The sequence below is a fragment of the Pseudomonas sp. MF08831 genome (genome assembly GCF_059862645.1).
In genome coordinates, this window is record NZ_JCBCUX010000003.1 from 491,740 (window position 1) to 505,502 (window position 13,763).

The window sequence follows — 13,763 nt, forward strand, 5'->3', positions numbered from 1 at the left end:
GGTCGGAATAAGCCGTTTTTGCAATGCTCCACGTGGAACATCAAGCTTACTGGTTCGAGTTTACTGCCGCCACACTCTCCAACCGATAACCGTATCCGTAGATGGTCAACAGTTGCCAGCCACGGTCGGCGGTCAGTCCCAGCTTGTTGCGCAGGCGATAGATATGAGTGTCCAGCGGCCGCGAAGAGACCATCTCCTCATGGGACCAGAACCGTTCATACAGGTATTCACGAGACAACGGACGCGCCAGATTGGCGAACAAGCAACTGGCCAAGCGGTATTCACGCTCAGTCAGGTTGATAGGTTTGCCCGCACGAGTGACGGTCAGTTCAGCATCGTCGAAGGTCAGATCGTTGAAGCTCTGCACTTCATGGGCGGTTGCTTTTTGCAGACCATGGCGACGCAGAACGGCTGTGATCCGGGCTTTCAGTTCATTGGGCCGGAAAGGTTTACTGACGTAATCATCCGCCCCACTGTTCAGCGCAGTGACGATATCGCTCTCGGCGTCCCGACTGGTGAGCATGATCACGGCGGGCGGTGATTCCATGTGCTCGCGGGTCCAGCGCAGCAACGCGATACCTGTGATGTCGGGCAGTTGCCAGTCGAGTATCAGCAAGTCAAAGGTCTCCCGGCGCAGCTGGCGTAGCAGGTCTTCACCACGCTCGAAGCAATGCACGGACCACGGCTGTTCCGCGGTGCTGGGAATCTGTCGCAGTGTCTGCTCAACCCGGCGCAACTCAGCGGGCTCGTCATCCAGTATTGCGACACGCATGGGTGGGTCCCTTCTACTAAAAAAACGGCGCAAATGCCGGCCATCGAATCTGAATAATTGTGGTCAGATTCAGCGGACCATGAATCTATCGATACGCTGATATCAAAGAGCCTTTAATCCGTTGGAAGACCTCGATACCTTGGAGGAAAGATACCCACTCCTGCCCGTAAGGAAAAGGTTCAGCATGAAGCGCTCAGGAAAGTCTAACAGTGAGACCGATATGAGCTTCACTGGGTTCAGTACACCGCTCATATCGAACAGGGAGAAGCCGGGGCATATGGCGCGTTCAACTATCCACTCTCGACACCTCTACACGCCCGCGACGGTGGCCCGGTGATGCTGTGGCGAAAATCCGAAAAACGCCAACCCACCCGAGCGCAACTGCTGTTCCACGGTTTGATACGTGAGTGGCTGTTGATTGGCCTGGTCCTGCTGCCCTTCACGGTTTACCTGTCTTTGAGCCCAGGTCTGGCCCTCAATAACCCGCTGTACGACAGCCTTCGTCGCCTGACACCATTGCCGGTCGACCCGCGGATCCTGCTGGTGACCATTGATGACCAAAGCCTGAAAAAGCTAGGCCAGTGGCCCTGGCCGCGCAGCGTGCATGCTGACCTGATTGACCGGCTCAGTGCTGCACGACCGGCAGGCATATTGTTTGATGTGATCTTCAGCGAGCCCGGCGAAGCGGCGGATGACCAACGACTGGCCGACGCGGTGTGCAAGGCCGGCAATGTGTTGTTGCCCACGGCGAGTTCAGACGCGCCGGATGAGCAACTGTTGCCACTGCTCAAATGCGCCAAAGGCATGGGCCAGATCAATGTCGAAGCCGATAACGATGGTGTCGTACGCAGCCTGTACATGCGCGAGGGTCCGCCCGGTAACACGCTCGCGCAGCTGGCATGGCTCGCCTATACGTTGACTGGGCAAACATCACCCATGCCGGGGCTCGCAAAGGAACCTGACGGTCAGCATTGGCATCGTGAACACGCGGTTCGTGTTCCTTATACCGCGCAGGGCCACTTTCCCAGCGTGTCCTACGTCAGCGTATTACAGGGCGAGGTACCGCCCGACGTGTTGCGTGGCCGGTTGATATTGGTCGGTGCCACGGCCTATGGAATGGGTGATCGCTTTGTCACGCCCCTCTCCTCCACGGTGGGCTCCACGGCCGGAGTGGAGATCCAGGCCAACATCCTTAATGGATTGCTGCTGGGGCGCAGCATCGTCGATCTTCCAGGCTGGCTTGCCGCATTGATGGCCGCTTCGCTGGTGGCGTTGCTGCTGGGGCTGCTGTTGTATCGGCCGCGCTATGCACTGTGGATGACCCTGGCTTGCATGGTCACCGCACTGCTCGGCTCATGGGCCTTGCTGCGCCTGGGGCATTGGTGGTCACCCGCAGCGTGTCTGATCGGGCTGCTGCTCAGCTATTTGATCTGGAATTGGCGCCGCCTGAGCGTGATCCTTGCTTACTTCGGCTGGGAACTGGCACGCCTGGATAACGAACCCAAAGTGTTGCCCGAGCGTCGCCGTGCGCCCGCCAGCAAAGGTGACGTATTGCAGGGGCGGATCTTTGCGCTTGAGCAGGCGGTAAGCCGCACGCGCGACACGCGGCGCTTTATGGCGGACGGGTTGGAGTGCCTGCCGGTGGCGACCCTGATTACCGATCCCAACGGCAGTATCCTGCTGGCCAACCGCGTCGCCCGTGAGGTGTTCGGCAACGATCTGGTGGCCACAAATCTATTGGAACAACTCGCCGACCTCGGCTACCCGCCGCTGCACAATGGTGTTCGCCCTGCCCTATCGGCGCTGCAGCTTATCGAGTTTCGTGATATCCACCAGCGCAGTCTGCGCATGGAGCTGGCACCCTTGCTGCCGGCCGAAGGTGATGTCGCCCTTGGCTGGCTGCTGAGCCTTACCGACTTGAGCAAGGAGCGTGAAGCCCAACAGCACCGCGAGACGATGTTGCGCTTCCTGTCCCATGACCTGCGTGCACCGCACTCGGCGATCCTGGCATTGCTGGATGTGCACAACGGCGATTCACCGATATTTGCCCAGATCGAACAACAGGTGAAACGCGCATTGAGCCTCACCGAATCCTTCGTGCAGTTGGCCAAGGCCGAAGCTGACGGCTACCACTTCCAGCCGACGCTATTTGCCATGCTGGTCATGGATGCCTTTGACCAGGTGGCAGTGATCGCGCAGCTCAAAGGCATTCACCTGGTGCACGACCTTGATGAGGCGGACGAGGGCATGGTGTCAGCCGATCAATCATTGCTGACACGGGCGCTGTTCAACGTGCTGGAAAACGCCATCAAGTACTCCCCTTCAGGCACCACCGTCACGCTGAGCCATGGCAGCACGCAAGGTTGGTTGGAATGCCGCATCAGCGATCAGGGGCCAGGCATCGCGCCTGGGGATTTGCCGGAGTTGTTCAGCCAATACCGACGCTTCGATTCAGCCCAGGGCAGTGAGGGACTGGGACTGGGGCTGACCATGGTCAAAGCCGTGATTGAGCGCCATGGCGGTCGTGTCCTGTGCGAGAGCGAGTTAGGCAAAGGCTCGACCTTCAGCCTGAAACTGCCCCTGCTTGATACGTAAAAAACCTGGTTTTCTGCTGTGCATAAAAAACCGGTCAAAAGGACCGGTTTTTTAATGCGCAAAAAAACTTATGCACGTTTTTCGCGATTTTATTAGCTTCAGAAATATGTAAGTAAATCAGCTTCTTATGAACCAAAAACGTCGATTCGCCAACAAACCGTACACAGGTTATCCACAGACGCTCAAATCGCCGGCGTCTCTACCACCACAGGCTCGGGAGGCAATGAACCCATGGCCCGTTGCTGCGCTTCATTCCACGCTGCGGCGCGGTCATTCAACGCTGCAATGGCACGTGGTCCTTCGCCTTCTGCGTACATGGGCTCGCCAATCACCACCGTGATGGTGCCTGCGCGTTTGGCCCAACCGGTCTTCGGCCAGAACTTGCCGGCGTTATGCGCAATCGGCAATACCGGCAGGTTGGCGTTGACCGCTAGGGCGGTGCCGCCCCGCGAGAATTTACCTACGGTGCCGTAAGGCACACGCGTGCCTTCCGGAAAGATCAGTACCCAGACGCCATCCTTGAGCAATTCATCGCCTTTTTTGGCGACGTGCTTGAGCGCGGCCTTGGGGTTGTCACGATCAATGGCGATCGGGCGCAACATGGCCATGGCCCAGCCGAAAAACGGCACATACAGCAGCTCGCGCTTGAGCACCTGGCTCAACGGCGAAAAGTACGCGGAGAGGAAGAACGTTTCCCAGGTGCTCTGGTGGTTCGACAGAATCACGCAGGGCTGCTCCGGGACATTTTCAGCGCCCTTCACTTCGAAACGGATGTTCAGGAACACCTTGGTCAGCCACAGCGCACAGCGGCACCAATAAACGTTGATAAAGCGATAGCGCGCCTTGAACGGCAGGAACGGCGCAATAAAAAAGCTCAGGGTGCACCAGAGAAACGAACTGGTGCCCAGCAGCAGGTAAAAGAAAAAGGTTCTGATGGCCTGCAAGATCGACATGGCGGCATTTACCGTTGCGGGACACGGCCCGCCTGTTAAAAGCGCACTCCCGAACAGTCCTTGGTCAGGAAGTCGAGGGCGGCTAGTTGTTGATAAGTTCTGCGGCAACTGCCGCCAGATCGTCAAAAATCAAAGTGCCTACCGGCAGGTCTTTCGCCTGGGTCTTTTCGCCTTTCCCGGTCTTAACCAAAACTGGCTGAGAGTCGACGGCTTTGGCCGCCTTCAGGTCACCGAGGCTGTCCCCGACGAACCATAGCCCAGCCAAGGGCACCTTGTAATGTTCTGCAATGGTTTTCAACATGCCAGGCTTGGGTTTGCGGCAATCGCAGCCTTCATCCGGCCCGTGGGGGCAGTACACCACCAGCCCCACCTCACCGCCCTGCTCGGCCACCAACGTGCGCAAGCGCGCGTGCATGGCGTCCAGGGTAGCGGTGTCGTAATAACCACGGGCGATGCCGGACTGGTTGGTGGCGATGGCCACTGTCCAGCCGGCTTTGCTCAACTGCGCGATGGCCTCGATCGAGCCGGGCAGTGGAATCCACTCCGCCACCGACTTGATGTAAGCGTCGGAGTCGTAATTGATCACTCCGTCTCGATCGAGAATCAGCAGTTTCAACATGATCAGCCCAGTACGGAAATGTCAGCGATGTTGATGAACAAACCACGCAGACGCGCCAGCATGGCGTAGCGGTTTTTCCGCACGCCGGCATCGTCGGCATTGATCATCACGGCTTCGAAGAACGCATCCACCGGCTCACGCAAGGTGGCCAGGCGCGCCAGTGCTTCGGCGTAGTTACGTTCAGCGAGCAGCGGCTTCACTGCGTTTTCGGCCTTGGCGATGGCCGAGTTCAACGAGAACTCCTTGGCATCGGCAAACAGGCCCGGGTCGACTTCGGTATTGCCGAGGTTGTCGGCCTTGCTCAGCAGGTTCGACACGCGCTTGTTCACGGCAGCCAGTGCATCGGCTTCCGGCAGCTTGCGGAAGGCCTGTACGGCCTGCACTCGCTGATCGAAGTCCAGCGCCGAGCCGGGTTGCAGGGCACGGACCGACAGGTACACCGAAACGTCCACGCCTTCGTCTTCGTAACGCGCACGCAGGCGGTCGAACACGAACTCCAGGACTTGCTCGGCCAAACCGGCTTGCTTGACCTTGCCACCGAACTGGCCGACCGCAAACACCACGGCCTGGGTCAGGTCGAGGTCGAGCTTTTTGTCGATCAGGATACGCAGCACGCCCAAGGCAGCACGACGCAGGGCGTACGGGTCTTTGCTGCCGGTGGGCAACATGCCGATACCGAAGATACCGACGAGAGTGTCCAGCTTGTCGGCGATGGCCACGGCCGCACCGGTCAAGGTGGTTGGCAGCTCAGCACCGGCACCGCGCGGCATGTACTGCTCGTTCAGCGCCAGGGCTACATCGTCCGGCTCGCCGTCGTTGAGGGCGTAGTAGTAACCGGCAACGCCTTGCATCTCCGGGAACTCGCCGACCATTTCGGTGGCCAGGTCACACTTGGACAGCAGGCCAGCGCGGGCAGCCCAGGCAGCGTCACCGCCAATGCGCGGCGCAATGTAGGCCGCCAGCTTGGAAACGCGCACGGCTTTGTCGTAGACGCTGCCGAGTTTTTCCTGGAACACCACGTTCTGCAGGCGCAGGTTGAAGTCTTCGAGCTTCTGCTTCTTGTCTTGCTTGAAGAAGAACTCGGCGTCGGTCAGGCGCGGACGAACGACTTTCTCGTTACCGGCGATGATCTGCTGCGGGTCCTTGCTTTCGATGTTGGCCACGGTAATGAAGCGCGGCAGCAACTTGCCGTCCACGTCCAGCAGGCAGAAATACTTCTGGTTGTCCTGCATGGTGGTGATCAGCGCTTCTTGTGGCACGTCGAGGAAACGCTCTTCGAACGAGCACACCAGCGGCACTGGCCACTCAACCAAAGCGGTCACTTCATCGAGCAGGCTTGGCGGCACGATGGCGGTGCCTTCCTGCAGGCGGGCCAGCTCTTCGGTGCGCTTGCTGATCAGCTCGCGACGCTCATTGGCATCGGCCAGCACGTAGGCGGCGCGCAGGTCGGCGGCATAGTTGGCGGGCGACGTGATGCGCACGGCTTCTGGGTGGTGGAAGCGATGACCACGCGAGTCACGGCCCGCCTGCTGAGCGAGGATCGTGCAGTCGATCACCTGATCACCGAGCAGCATCACCAGCCACTGGGTTGGGCGCACGAATTCTTCTTTGCGAGCACCCCAGCGCATGCGCTTGGGGATCGGCAGGTCGTTGAGGGAATCTTCAACGATGGTCGGCAACAGGCTCGCCGTCGGCTTGCCAGTGATGACCTGGCTGAAACGCAGTTTCGGGCCGCTCTGGTCGATTTCGCTCAGCTCGACGCCGCACTTCTTGGCAAAGCCCAGGGCTGCTTGAGTCGGGTTGCCTTCTGCATCGAAAGCGGCCTGGCGCGGCGGGCCGTCGAGGTTGATGCTGCGGTCCGGCTGCTGGGTTTCCAGCGCGGTCAGCAACACAGCCAGACGACGTGGCGCGGCGTAGACTTTTTTCGCCGCGAATTTCAGGCCAGCGCTGTGCAAGCCTTTTTCAATACCGGCCAGGAACGCGTCGGCCAGGGTGTTGAGTGCCTTGGGTGGCAGCTCTTCGGTGCCCAGTTCAACCAAAAAATCTTGAGCACTCATTGTGCAGCCTCCAGCTTAGCCAACACTTCATCACGCAGGTCCGGGGTTGCCATCGGGAAGCCCAGCTTGGCGCGCGCCAGCAGGTAGGCTTGGGCGACGGAACGCGCCAGGGTGCGCACACGCAGGATGTATTGCTGGCGCGCGGTGACCGAGATGGCACGGCGGGCATCCAGCAGGTTGAAGGTATGGGAGGCCTTCAACACCATTTCATAACTTGGCAACGGCAGCGGCTGGTCGAGTTCGATCAGTCGCTTGGCTTCGCTTTCATAGAAGTCGAACAGCTCGAACAGCTTGTCGACGTTGGCGTGTTCGAAGTTGTAAGTGGACTGCTCCACTTCGTTCTGATGGAACACATCGCCATAGGTGACCTTGCCGAATGGGCCGTCAGCCCACACCAGGTCGTAGACCGAGTCCACGCCTTGCAGGTACATGGCCAGGCGCTCCAGGCCGTAGGTGATCTCGCCGGTCACCGGGTAGCACTCGATGCCGCCCGCTTGCTGGAAGTACGTGAACTGCGTCACTTCCATGCCGTTGAGCCAGACTTCCCAGCCCAGGCCCCAGGCACCCAGGGTTGGCGATTCCCAGTTGTCTTCGACGAAACGGATGTCGTGCACCAGTGGGTCCAGGCCGACATGTTTCAACGAGCCCAGGTACAGCTCCTGGAAATTGTCCGGGTTCGGCTTGAGTACCACCTGGAACTGGTAGTAGTGCTGCAGGCGGTTCGGGTTTTCGCCGTAGCGGCCGTCAGTCGGGCGACGACTGGGCTGCACATAAGCGGCGTTCCAGGTTTCCGGGCCAATGGCCCGCAGGAATGTAGCGGTGTGGAAAGTGCCGGCGCCTACTTCCATATCGTAGGGCTGAAGTACCACACAACCTTGCTCGGCCCAGTATTGCTGGAGGGCGAGGATCAAGTCTTGGAAGGTACGCACGGCTGGCGTAGGCTGGCTCACGAAATTCACCTGTTACTTGGGCTGCGATTTAAAGAGCGGGAGTATACCCGATTCGGCCGCGCCACCATCCCCTGGAGCCTTATGCCACGCTGCTTTTGGTGTTCTGAAGATCCGCTGTACATGGCTTATCACGATCAGGAGTGGGGAACGCCGCTGCGCGATGCGCAGGGTCTGTTCGAGTTGCTTTTGCTCGAAGGGTTCCAGGCGGGCCTGTCCTGGATCACCGTTTTACGCAAACGCGAGCATTATCGAAAGGTCCTGTTCGGCTTTGATGCACAGCGTCTGGCGCGCCTCAGCGATGCCGAGATCGAGGCGCTGATGCTCGACCCTGGCATCGTGCGCAATCGCCTGAAGCTCAACGCCACCCGCCGCAATGCCGCGGCCTGGCTGGCGCTGGAAGACCCAGTGGGTTTGCTCTGGTCGTTCGTGGGCGGCGTGCCCAAGGTCAATCACTTCAAGGACCGCAGCGAGGTCCCGGCAATCACGCCCGAGGCTGAAGCCATGAGTCGCGCCTTGAAAAAAGCCGGCTTCACCTTCGTCGGCCCGACCATTTGCTACGCCTTTATGCAGGCCAGCGGGATGGTCATGGACCACACTCAAGACTGCGACCGTTACGCGGACTTGGCCAACGCCGGTTAGAATGCCGGCTTTGCGCACCACACACGATCAGGAGTGACCTGTGGAAAAGTTTAAAGGCGCCTTGCTGGTAGGCGCTCTTCGGTTGTTTGCCTTGTTGCCTTGGCGCGCTGTTCAGGCCGTGGGCACGGCAATTGGCTGGATCATGTGGAAAACCCCCAACCGCTCCCGCGAAACAGTGCGGATCAATCTCTCCAAATGCTTCCCGGACATGGACCCCGCCGCCCGCGAGCGCCTGGTCGGCCAGAGCTTGATGGACATCGGCAAGTCCCTGACGGAAAGCGCCTGCGCCTGGATCTGGCCGGCCCAGCGCTCCATCGACCTGGTGCGTGAAGTCGAAGGCCTCGAAGTGCTGCACGAAGCCCTGGCCTCGGGCAAAGGCGTGGTGGGCATCACCAGCCACCTGGGCAACTGGGAAGTGCTCAATCACTTTTATTGCAACCAGTGCAAACCGATCATTTTCTACCGCCCGCCCAAGCTCAAGGCGGTGGATGAACTGCTGCAAAAACAGCGCGTGCAATTGGGCAACCGCGTGGCGGCGTCCACCAAGGAAGGCATTCTCAGCGTGATCAAGGAAGTGCGCAAAGGCGGCCAGGTGGGCATTCCCGCCGACCCGGAGCCGGCGGAATCGGCCGGGATCTTCGTGCCGTTCTTCGCCACCCAGGCGCTGACCAGCAAGTTTGTGCCGAACATGCTTGCGGGCCATAAGGCGGTGGGCGTGTTCCTGCATGCGCTGCGGCTGCCGGACGGTTCAGGTTACAAAGTGATTCTGGAAGCGGCGCCGGAAGACATGTACAGCACCGACACCGCCACATCCTGCGCGGCGATGAGCAAGGTGGTGGAGCGCTATGTCGGCGCCTACCCGAGCCAATACATGTGGAGCATGAAACGCTTCAAGAAACGCCCGCCGGGTGAGGCGCGTTGGTATTGACACTCGACTGACTCAAGGTCGATGCAAAACCAATGTGGGAGCGGGCTTGCTCGCGAAGGCGGTCTATCAGCTACACATTCAGTGACTGACGCTCAGCCTTCCCAAGCAAGCCCGCTCCCACATGTTTGATCGCCATTCAGGCCTGGCGGTCGAGCTTTTTCAGGAACACTGTCATCTCTTTTTCGGCCTGCTTGTCGCCATGGGCCTGGGCCGCTTCAATGCCCTTCTCCCACGCCAGCCGCGCCGCCGCACGGTCGCCCAACGCCGCCTGCGCCTTGCCCAACAACTTCCACGCCGCCGAATACTTCGGATCAAACTCCACACACTTGTGCAAATGCTCGGCCGCCTTGGCGTTGTCCTTCGCGTCCAGATAACCCTTGCCCAAGCCAAAGCGCAGCAATGAATTATCCACACCCTTGGCGAGCATTTTTTCCAGGGATTCGAGCATGGTGGCGTGTCCTTTCAGCTGGGTAAGGTTTTCAATCGCGTCATCGCGGGCAAGCCCGCTTGCGCGCTAAAAACGCGATCACCTGTGGGAGCGGGCTTGCCCGCGATGACGACGGCAGGCTCACCTGAATGTTCTGATCAGAAAAAGCTCAAGCCCACGTGGAACAACTTCTCCACGTCGCGGATATGTTTTTTGTCCACCAGAAACAGAATCACATGGTCGCCCGTGACGATCACCGTATCGTCGTGGGCGATGAGCACCTCTTCGTCACGAATGATCGCGCCAATGGTGGTGCCCGGCGGCAAGCCGATATCGCGGATGGCCTTGCCGATCACCTTGCTCGACTTTGAGTCGCCATGGGCAATCGCCTCAATGGCTTCCGCCGCGCCCCGGCGCAGTGAGTGCACGCTGACGATATCGCCACGGCGCACATGAGCCAGCAAGGTGCCGATGGTGGCCAGCTGCGGGCTGATGGCGATGTCGATATCGCCACCCTGGATCAAGTCGACGTAGGCCGGGTTGTTGATGATGGTCATCACCTTCTTCGCCCCCAGCCGCTTGGCCAATAGCGAGGACATGATATTGGCCTCGTCATCGTTGGTCAGTGCCAGGAAAATATCGGCGTCGGCGATGTTCTCTTCCATCAGCAGGTCGCGGTCCGAGGCGCTGCCTTGCAGTACGACGGTGCTGTCGAGGGTGTCGGACAAATGCCGGCAGCGCGCCGGGTTCATCTCGATGATCTTCACCTGGTAGCGGCTTTCGATGGCTTCGGCCAAGCGCTCGCCGATCTGCCCACCGCCGGCGATGACGATGCGTTTGTAGGTCTCGTCCAGCCGGCGCATTTCGCTCATGACCGCGCGAATATTCGCTTTGGCGGCGATGAAAAATACTTCGTCGTCGGCCTCGATCACGGTATCGCCCTGGGGCAGGATCGGCCGGTCGCGCCGGAAAATCGCCGCCACGCGGGTTTCTACATTCGGCATGTGCTCGCGCAACTGGCGCAGTTGCTGGCCCACCAGCGGACCGCCGTAATAGGCTTTAACGGCGACCAATTGCGCCTTGCCCTCGGCAAAGTCGATCACCTGCAAGGCACCCGGAATTTCGATCAGGCGCTTGATGTAGTGAGTCACCACTTGTTCGGGGCTGATCAGCACGTCCACTGGAATCGCGTCGTTGTCGAAAAGCCCTGCACGGGTCAGGTAAGCCGCCTCACGGACGCGGGCGATTTTGGTGGGCGTGTGAAACAGGGTGTGGGCGACCTGGCAGGCGACCATATTGGTCTCGTCACTGTTAGTGACGGCCACCAGCATGTCGGCATCGTCGGCACCGGCTTGGCGCAGCACCGTCGGGAATGATGCGCGGCCTTGCACGGTGCGGATGTCGAGACGGTCGCCGAGGTTGCGCAGGCGCTCGGCATCGGTGTCGACCACCGTGATGTCGTTGGCTTCGCTGGCCAAATGCTCGGCCAGCGTGCCGCCGACCTGCCCTGCCCCAAGGATGATGATTTTCATCCGGTCACTCCCTTAAACCCATTAGCCGCGCGCGGCGGCAATCTTGATCAGTTTGGCGTAGTAGAAGCCATCGTGTCCGCCTTCTTGCGCGAGCAACTGACGGCCGTGAGGCTGCTTGATGCCGGCTGCCGTGGCGAGGTCCAGCTCGCGCGCGCCGCTGGTGCGGGCGAGGAAGGCTTCGATCACTTCGGTGTTCTCGGTGGGCAAGGTCGAGCAGGTGGCGTAGAGCAGAATGCCGCCGACTTCCAGGGTTGGCCACAGGGCGTCGAGCAATTCGCCTTGCAGCCCGGCCAGGGCGGCGATGTCGTCGGGTTGTCGGGTCAGCTTGATGTCCGGGTGGCGGCGAATCACGCCGGTGGCGGAGCACGGCGCGTCCAGCAGGATGCGCTGGAAGGGTTTGCCGTCCCACCAAGTGGCGGTGTCGCGGCCGTCAGCGGCGATCAGCTCGGCGCTCAGGCCCAGGCGGGCGAGGTTTTCACGCACGCGCACCAGGCGCTTGGCCTCCAGGTCGACGGCAACGACAGCGGCGAGGTCTTTTTCGACTTCCAGAATGTGACAGGTCTTACCGCCCGGCGCGCAGCAGGCGTCGAGCACGCGTTGGCCGGGCGCCAGGTCGAGCAGGTCGGCGGCCAGTTGCGCGGCTTCGTCCTGCACGCTGATCCAGCCTTCGGCAAAACCAGGCAGGCTGCGTACGTCGGTGGCCGCTTCCAGCACGATGCCGTCGACGCTGTACACACACGGCGTGGCGTTGATGCCGGCGTCGGTGAGCAGTTGCAGGTAGGCGTCGCGGCTGTGATGGCGACGGTTGACCCGAAGAATCATTGGCGGGTGCGCATTGTTGGCCGCGCAGATGGCTTCCCATTGCTCAGGCCAGAAGGCTTTCAGGGACTTTTGCAGCCAGCGCGGGTGTGCGGTGCGCACCACCGGGTCGTGTTCCAGCTCGGCCAGCAGCGCCTCGCTCTCGCGTTGGGCGCGGCGCAGCACGGCGTTGAGCAGCGCCTTGGCCCAAGGTTTTTTCAGCTTGTCGGCGCACCCAACGGTTTCACCGATGGCGGCGTGGGCCGGCACGCGGGTGTAGAGCAATTGATAGAGGCCGACCAGCAGCAGCGCTTCCACATCCGCATCCGCCGCTTTGAACGGCTTTTGCAGCAGCTTGGCCGCCAGCGCCGACAAGCGTGGCTGCCAGCGTGCGGTGCCAAAGGCCAGGTCCTGGGTGAAACCGCGATCACGGTCTTCAACCTTATCCAGCTGCGTAGGCAGCGAACTGTTCAGTGAAGCCTTGCCATTCAGTACGGCGGCGAGGGCCTTGGCGGCGGCCAGACGCGGGTTCATTGAGCGACCGCCCCGAGAACCGTGCCCAGGGCAAATTTCTCACGACGGCTGTTGAACAAATCGCTGAAATTAAGCGCTTTACCGCCGGGCAATTGCAGACGGGTCAGGCACAGCGCCTGTTCACCGCAGGCGACCAACAGGCCTTCTTTGCTGGCGCCGATGATTTCGCCGGGGGCGCCCTTGCCTTCAGCCAGGGTGGCGGCCAGCACTTTCAGGGCTTCGCCACTGAGTGTGCTGTGGCAGATCGGCCATGGGTTGAAGGCGCGCACCAGGCGCTCCAGCTCTACGGCCGGGCGGCTCCAGTCGATGCGCGCTTCGTCTTTATTCAGTTTGTGGGCGTAGGTGGCCAGGCTGTCGTCCTGCACTTTACCTTCGAGGGTGCCGGCAGCCAGGCCGGCGATGGCATGGATCACAGCGGGCGGGCCCAGCTCGGCTAGACGGTCATGCAGGCTGCCGCCGGTGTCTTGGGCGGTGATCGGGGTGGTGACTTTCAGCAGCATCGGGCCGGTGTCCAGGCCCGCCTCCATGCGCATCACGGTCACACCGCTTTCACGGTCGCCGGCTTCCACGGCGCGCTGGATCGGCGCCGCACCGCGCCAGCGTGGCAACAGCGAAGCGTGGCTGTTGATGCAGCCCAGGCGCGGGATATCCAGCACCGCCTGAGGCAGGATCAAGCCATAGGCCACGACCACCAGCAGGTCTGGCTTCAACGCCGCCAGCTCCGTCTGGGCCTCGGCGTTGCGCAGGGTTGGCGGTTGCAGCACAGGGATGTTGTGTTCCAGCGCCAGCTGCTTGACCGGGCTCGGCATCAGTTTTTGCCCGCGACCGGCCGGGCGGTCCGGCTGGGTGTACACCGCGACAATGTCATAAGGGCTGGCAAGCAGCGCCTTGAGGTGTTCGGCAGCGAATTCGGGAGTGCCGGCAAAAACAATGCGCAGTGGCTCGGTCATGGGGAGGTC

At 60.8% G+C, this 13,763-nt stretch carries 12 protein-coding genes; 3 read left to right on the forward strand and 9 right to left on the reverse strand.

The annotated features are described in order from the left end of the window. Positions 1-46: 46 nt before the first annotated feature. Positions 47-772 carry a response regulator transcription factor gene (locus tag AC19YS_RS08445; RefSeq protein ID WP_106575976.1) on the reverse strand — a complete coding sequence of 242 codons (726 nt, stop codon included), beginning with the start codon at positions 770-772 and terminating at the stop codon, positions 47-49. Positions 773-1,105: 333 nt separating this feature from the next. On the opposite strand from AC19YS_RS08445, the gene AC19YS_RS08450 reads away from it, so the two are divergent. Next, a complete protein-coding gene (locus AC19YS_RS08450; RefSeq protein ID WP_500601448.1) occupies positions 1,106-3,367 on the forward strand; it encodes a CHASE2 domain-containing protein in 2,262 nt (753 codons plus the stop codon). Between the two features lie 182 nt (positions 3,368-3,549). Here the strand turns inward: AC19YS_RS08450 and AC19YS_RS08455 are convergent, their stop codons facing one another. The 4 genes from AC19YS_RS08455 to glyQ form a co-directional block, all read right to left on the reverse strand. Further along, positions 3,550-4,320, reverse strand: a complete 771-nt coding sequence (locus AC19YS_RS08455) for a lysophospholipid acyltransferase family protein (protein WP_106575978.1) — start codon at positions 4,318-4,320, stop codon at positions 3,550-3,552. Positions 4,321-4,402: 82 nt separating this feature from the next. Then, a complete protein-coding gene (gmhB, locus tag AC19YS_RS08460; protein ID WP_500601500.1) occupies positions 4,403-4,942 on the reverse strand; it encodes a D-glycero-beta-D-manno-heptose 1,7-bisphosphate 7-phosphatase in 540 nt (179 codons plus the stop codon). Beyond that, complete coding sequence (glyS, locus tag AC19YS_RS08465) at positions 4,942-6,996, reverse strand: glycine--tRNA ligase subunit beta (RefSeq protein ID WP_106575979.1); 2,055 nt, start codon at positions 6,994-6,996, stop codon at positions 4,942-4,944. The genes gmhB and glyS overlap by 1 nt, the downstream gene beginning before the upstream one ends. Continuing rightward, positions 6,993-7,946 carry a glycine--tRNA ligase subunit alpha gene (gene glyQ, locus AC19YS_RS08470; protein WP_003187265.1) on the reverse strand — a complete coding sequence of 318 codons (954 nt, stop codon included), beginning with the start codon at positions 7,944-7,946 and terminating at the stop codon, positions 6,993-6,995. Before glyQ ends, glyS begins: the two co-directional genes overlap by 4 nt. Before the next feature lie 81 nt (positions 7,947-8,027). On the opposite strand from glyQ, the gene AC19YS_RS08475 reads away from it, so the two are divergent. Together AC19YS_RS08475 and AC19YS_RS08480 are read left to right on the forward strand one after the other, a co-directional pair. Beyond that, a complete protein-coding gene (locus tag AC19YS_RS08475; protein WP_106575980.1) occupies positions 8,028-8,585 on the forward strand; it encodes a DNA-3-methyladenine glycosylase I in 558 nt (185 codons plus the stop codon). A 40-nt stretch (positions 8,586-8,625) separates the two neighbouring features. Then, entirely contained in the window at positions 8,626-9,513 is an 888-nt protein-coding gene (locus AC19YS_RS08480) for a lysophospholipid acyltransferase (RefSeq protein WP_106575981.1), read from the forward strand. A 136-nt stretch (positions 9,514-9,649) separates the two neighbouring features. Here the strand turns inward: AC19YS_RS08480 and AC19YS_RS08485 are convergent, their stop codons facing one another. The 4 genes from AC19YS_RS08485 to fmt form a co-directional block, all read right to left on the reverse strand. Continuing rightward, the gene (locus AC19YS_RS08485; RefSeq protein WP_106575982.1) at positions 9,650-9,961 is read right to left on the reverse strand and encodes a hypothetical protein; all 312 of its coding nucleotides are present in this window, start codon (positions 9,959-9,961) and stop codon (positions 9,650-9,652) included. A gap of 137 nt (positions 9,962-10,098) precedes the next feature. After that, positions 10,099-11,472 carry a Trk system potassium transporter TrkA gene (trkA, locus tag AC19YS_RS08490; protein WP_106575983.1) on the reverse strand — a complete coding sequence of 458 codons (1,374 nt, stop codon included), beginning with the start codon at positions 11,470-11,472 and terminating at the stop codon, positions 10,099-10,101. 21 nt (positions 11,473-11,493) lie between these two features. Further along, a complete protein-coding gene (gene rsmB, locus AC19YS_RS08495) occupies positions 11,494-12,804 on the reverse strand; it encodes a 16S rRNA (cytosine(967)-C(5))-methyltransferase RsmB (protein ID WP_106575984.1) in 1,311 nt (436 codons plus the stop codon). Then, positions 12,801-13,754 carry a methionyl-tRNA formyltransferase gene (gene fmt, locus AC19YS_RS08500; RefSeq protein WP_500601451.1) on the reverse strand — a complete coding sequence of 318 codons (954 nt, stop codon included), beginning with the start codon at positions 13,752-13,754 and terminating at the stop codon, positions 12,801-12,803. Before fmt ends, rsmB begins: the two co-directional genes overlap by 4 nt. Positions 13,755-13,763 lie beyond the last annotated feature (9 nt).

Bases quoted from the DNA above. Each gene is read 5' to 3' on its own strand.
- AC19YS_RS08455 (WP_106575978.1), bottom strand. From the start codon at position 4,320: ATGTCGATCTTGCAGGCCATCAGAACCTTTTTCTTTTACCTGCTGCTG.
- glyS (WP_106575979.1), bottom strand. From the start codon at position 6,996: ATGAGTGCTCAAGATTTTTTGGTTGAACTGGGCACCGAAGAGCTGCCA.
- AC19YS_RS08445 (WP_106575976.1), bottom strand. From the start codon at position 772: ATGCGTGTCGCAATACTGGATGACGAGCCCGCTGAGTTGCGCCGGGTT.
- AC19YS_RS08475 (WP_106575980.1), top strand. From the start codon at position 8,028: ATGCCACGCTGCTTTTGGTGTTCTGAAGATCCGCTGTACATGGCTTAT.
- fmt (WP_500601451.1), bottom strand. From the start codon at position 13,754: ATGACCGAGCCACTGCGCATTGTTTTTGCCGGCACTCCCGAATTCGCT.
- trkA (WP_106575983.1), bottom strand. From the start codon at position 11,472: ATGAAAATCATCATCCTTGGGGCAGGGCAGGTCGGCGGCACGCTGGCC.
- rsmB (WP_106575984.1), bottom strand. From the start codon at position 12,804: ATGAACCCGCGTCTGGCCGCCGCCAAGGCCCTCGCCGCCGTACTGAAT.
- AC19YS_RS08485 (WP_106575982.1), bottom strand. From the start codon at position 9,961: ATGCTCGAATCCCTGGAAAAAATGCTCGCCAAGGGTGTGGATAATTCA.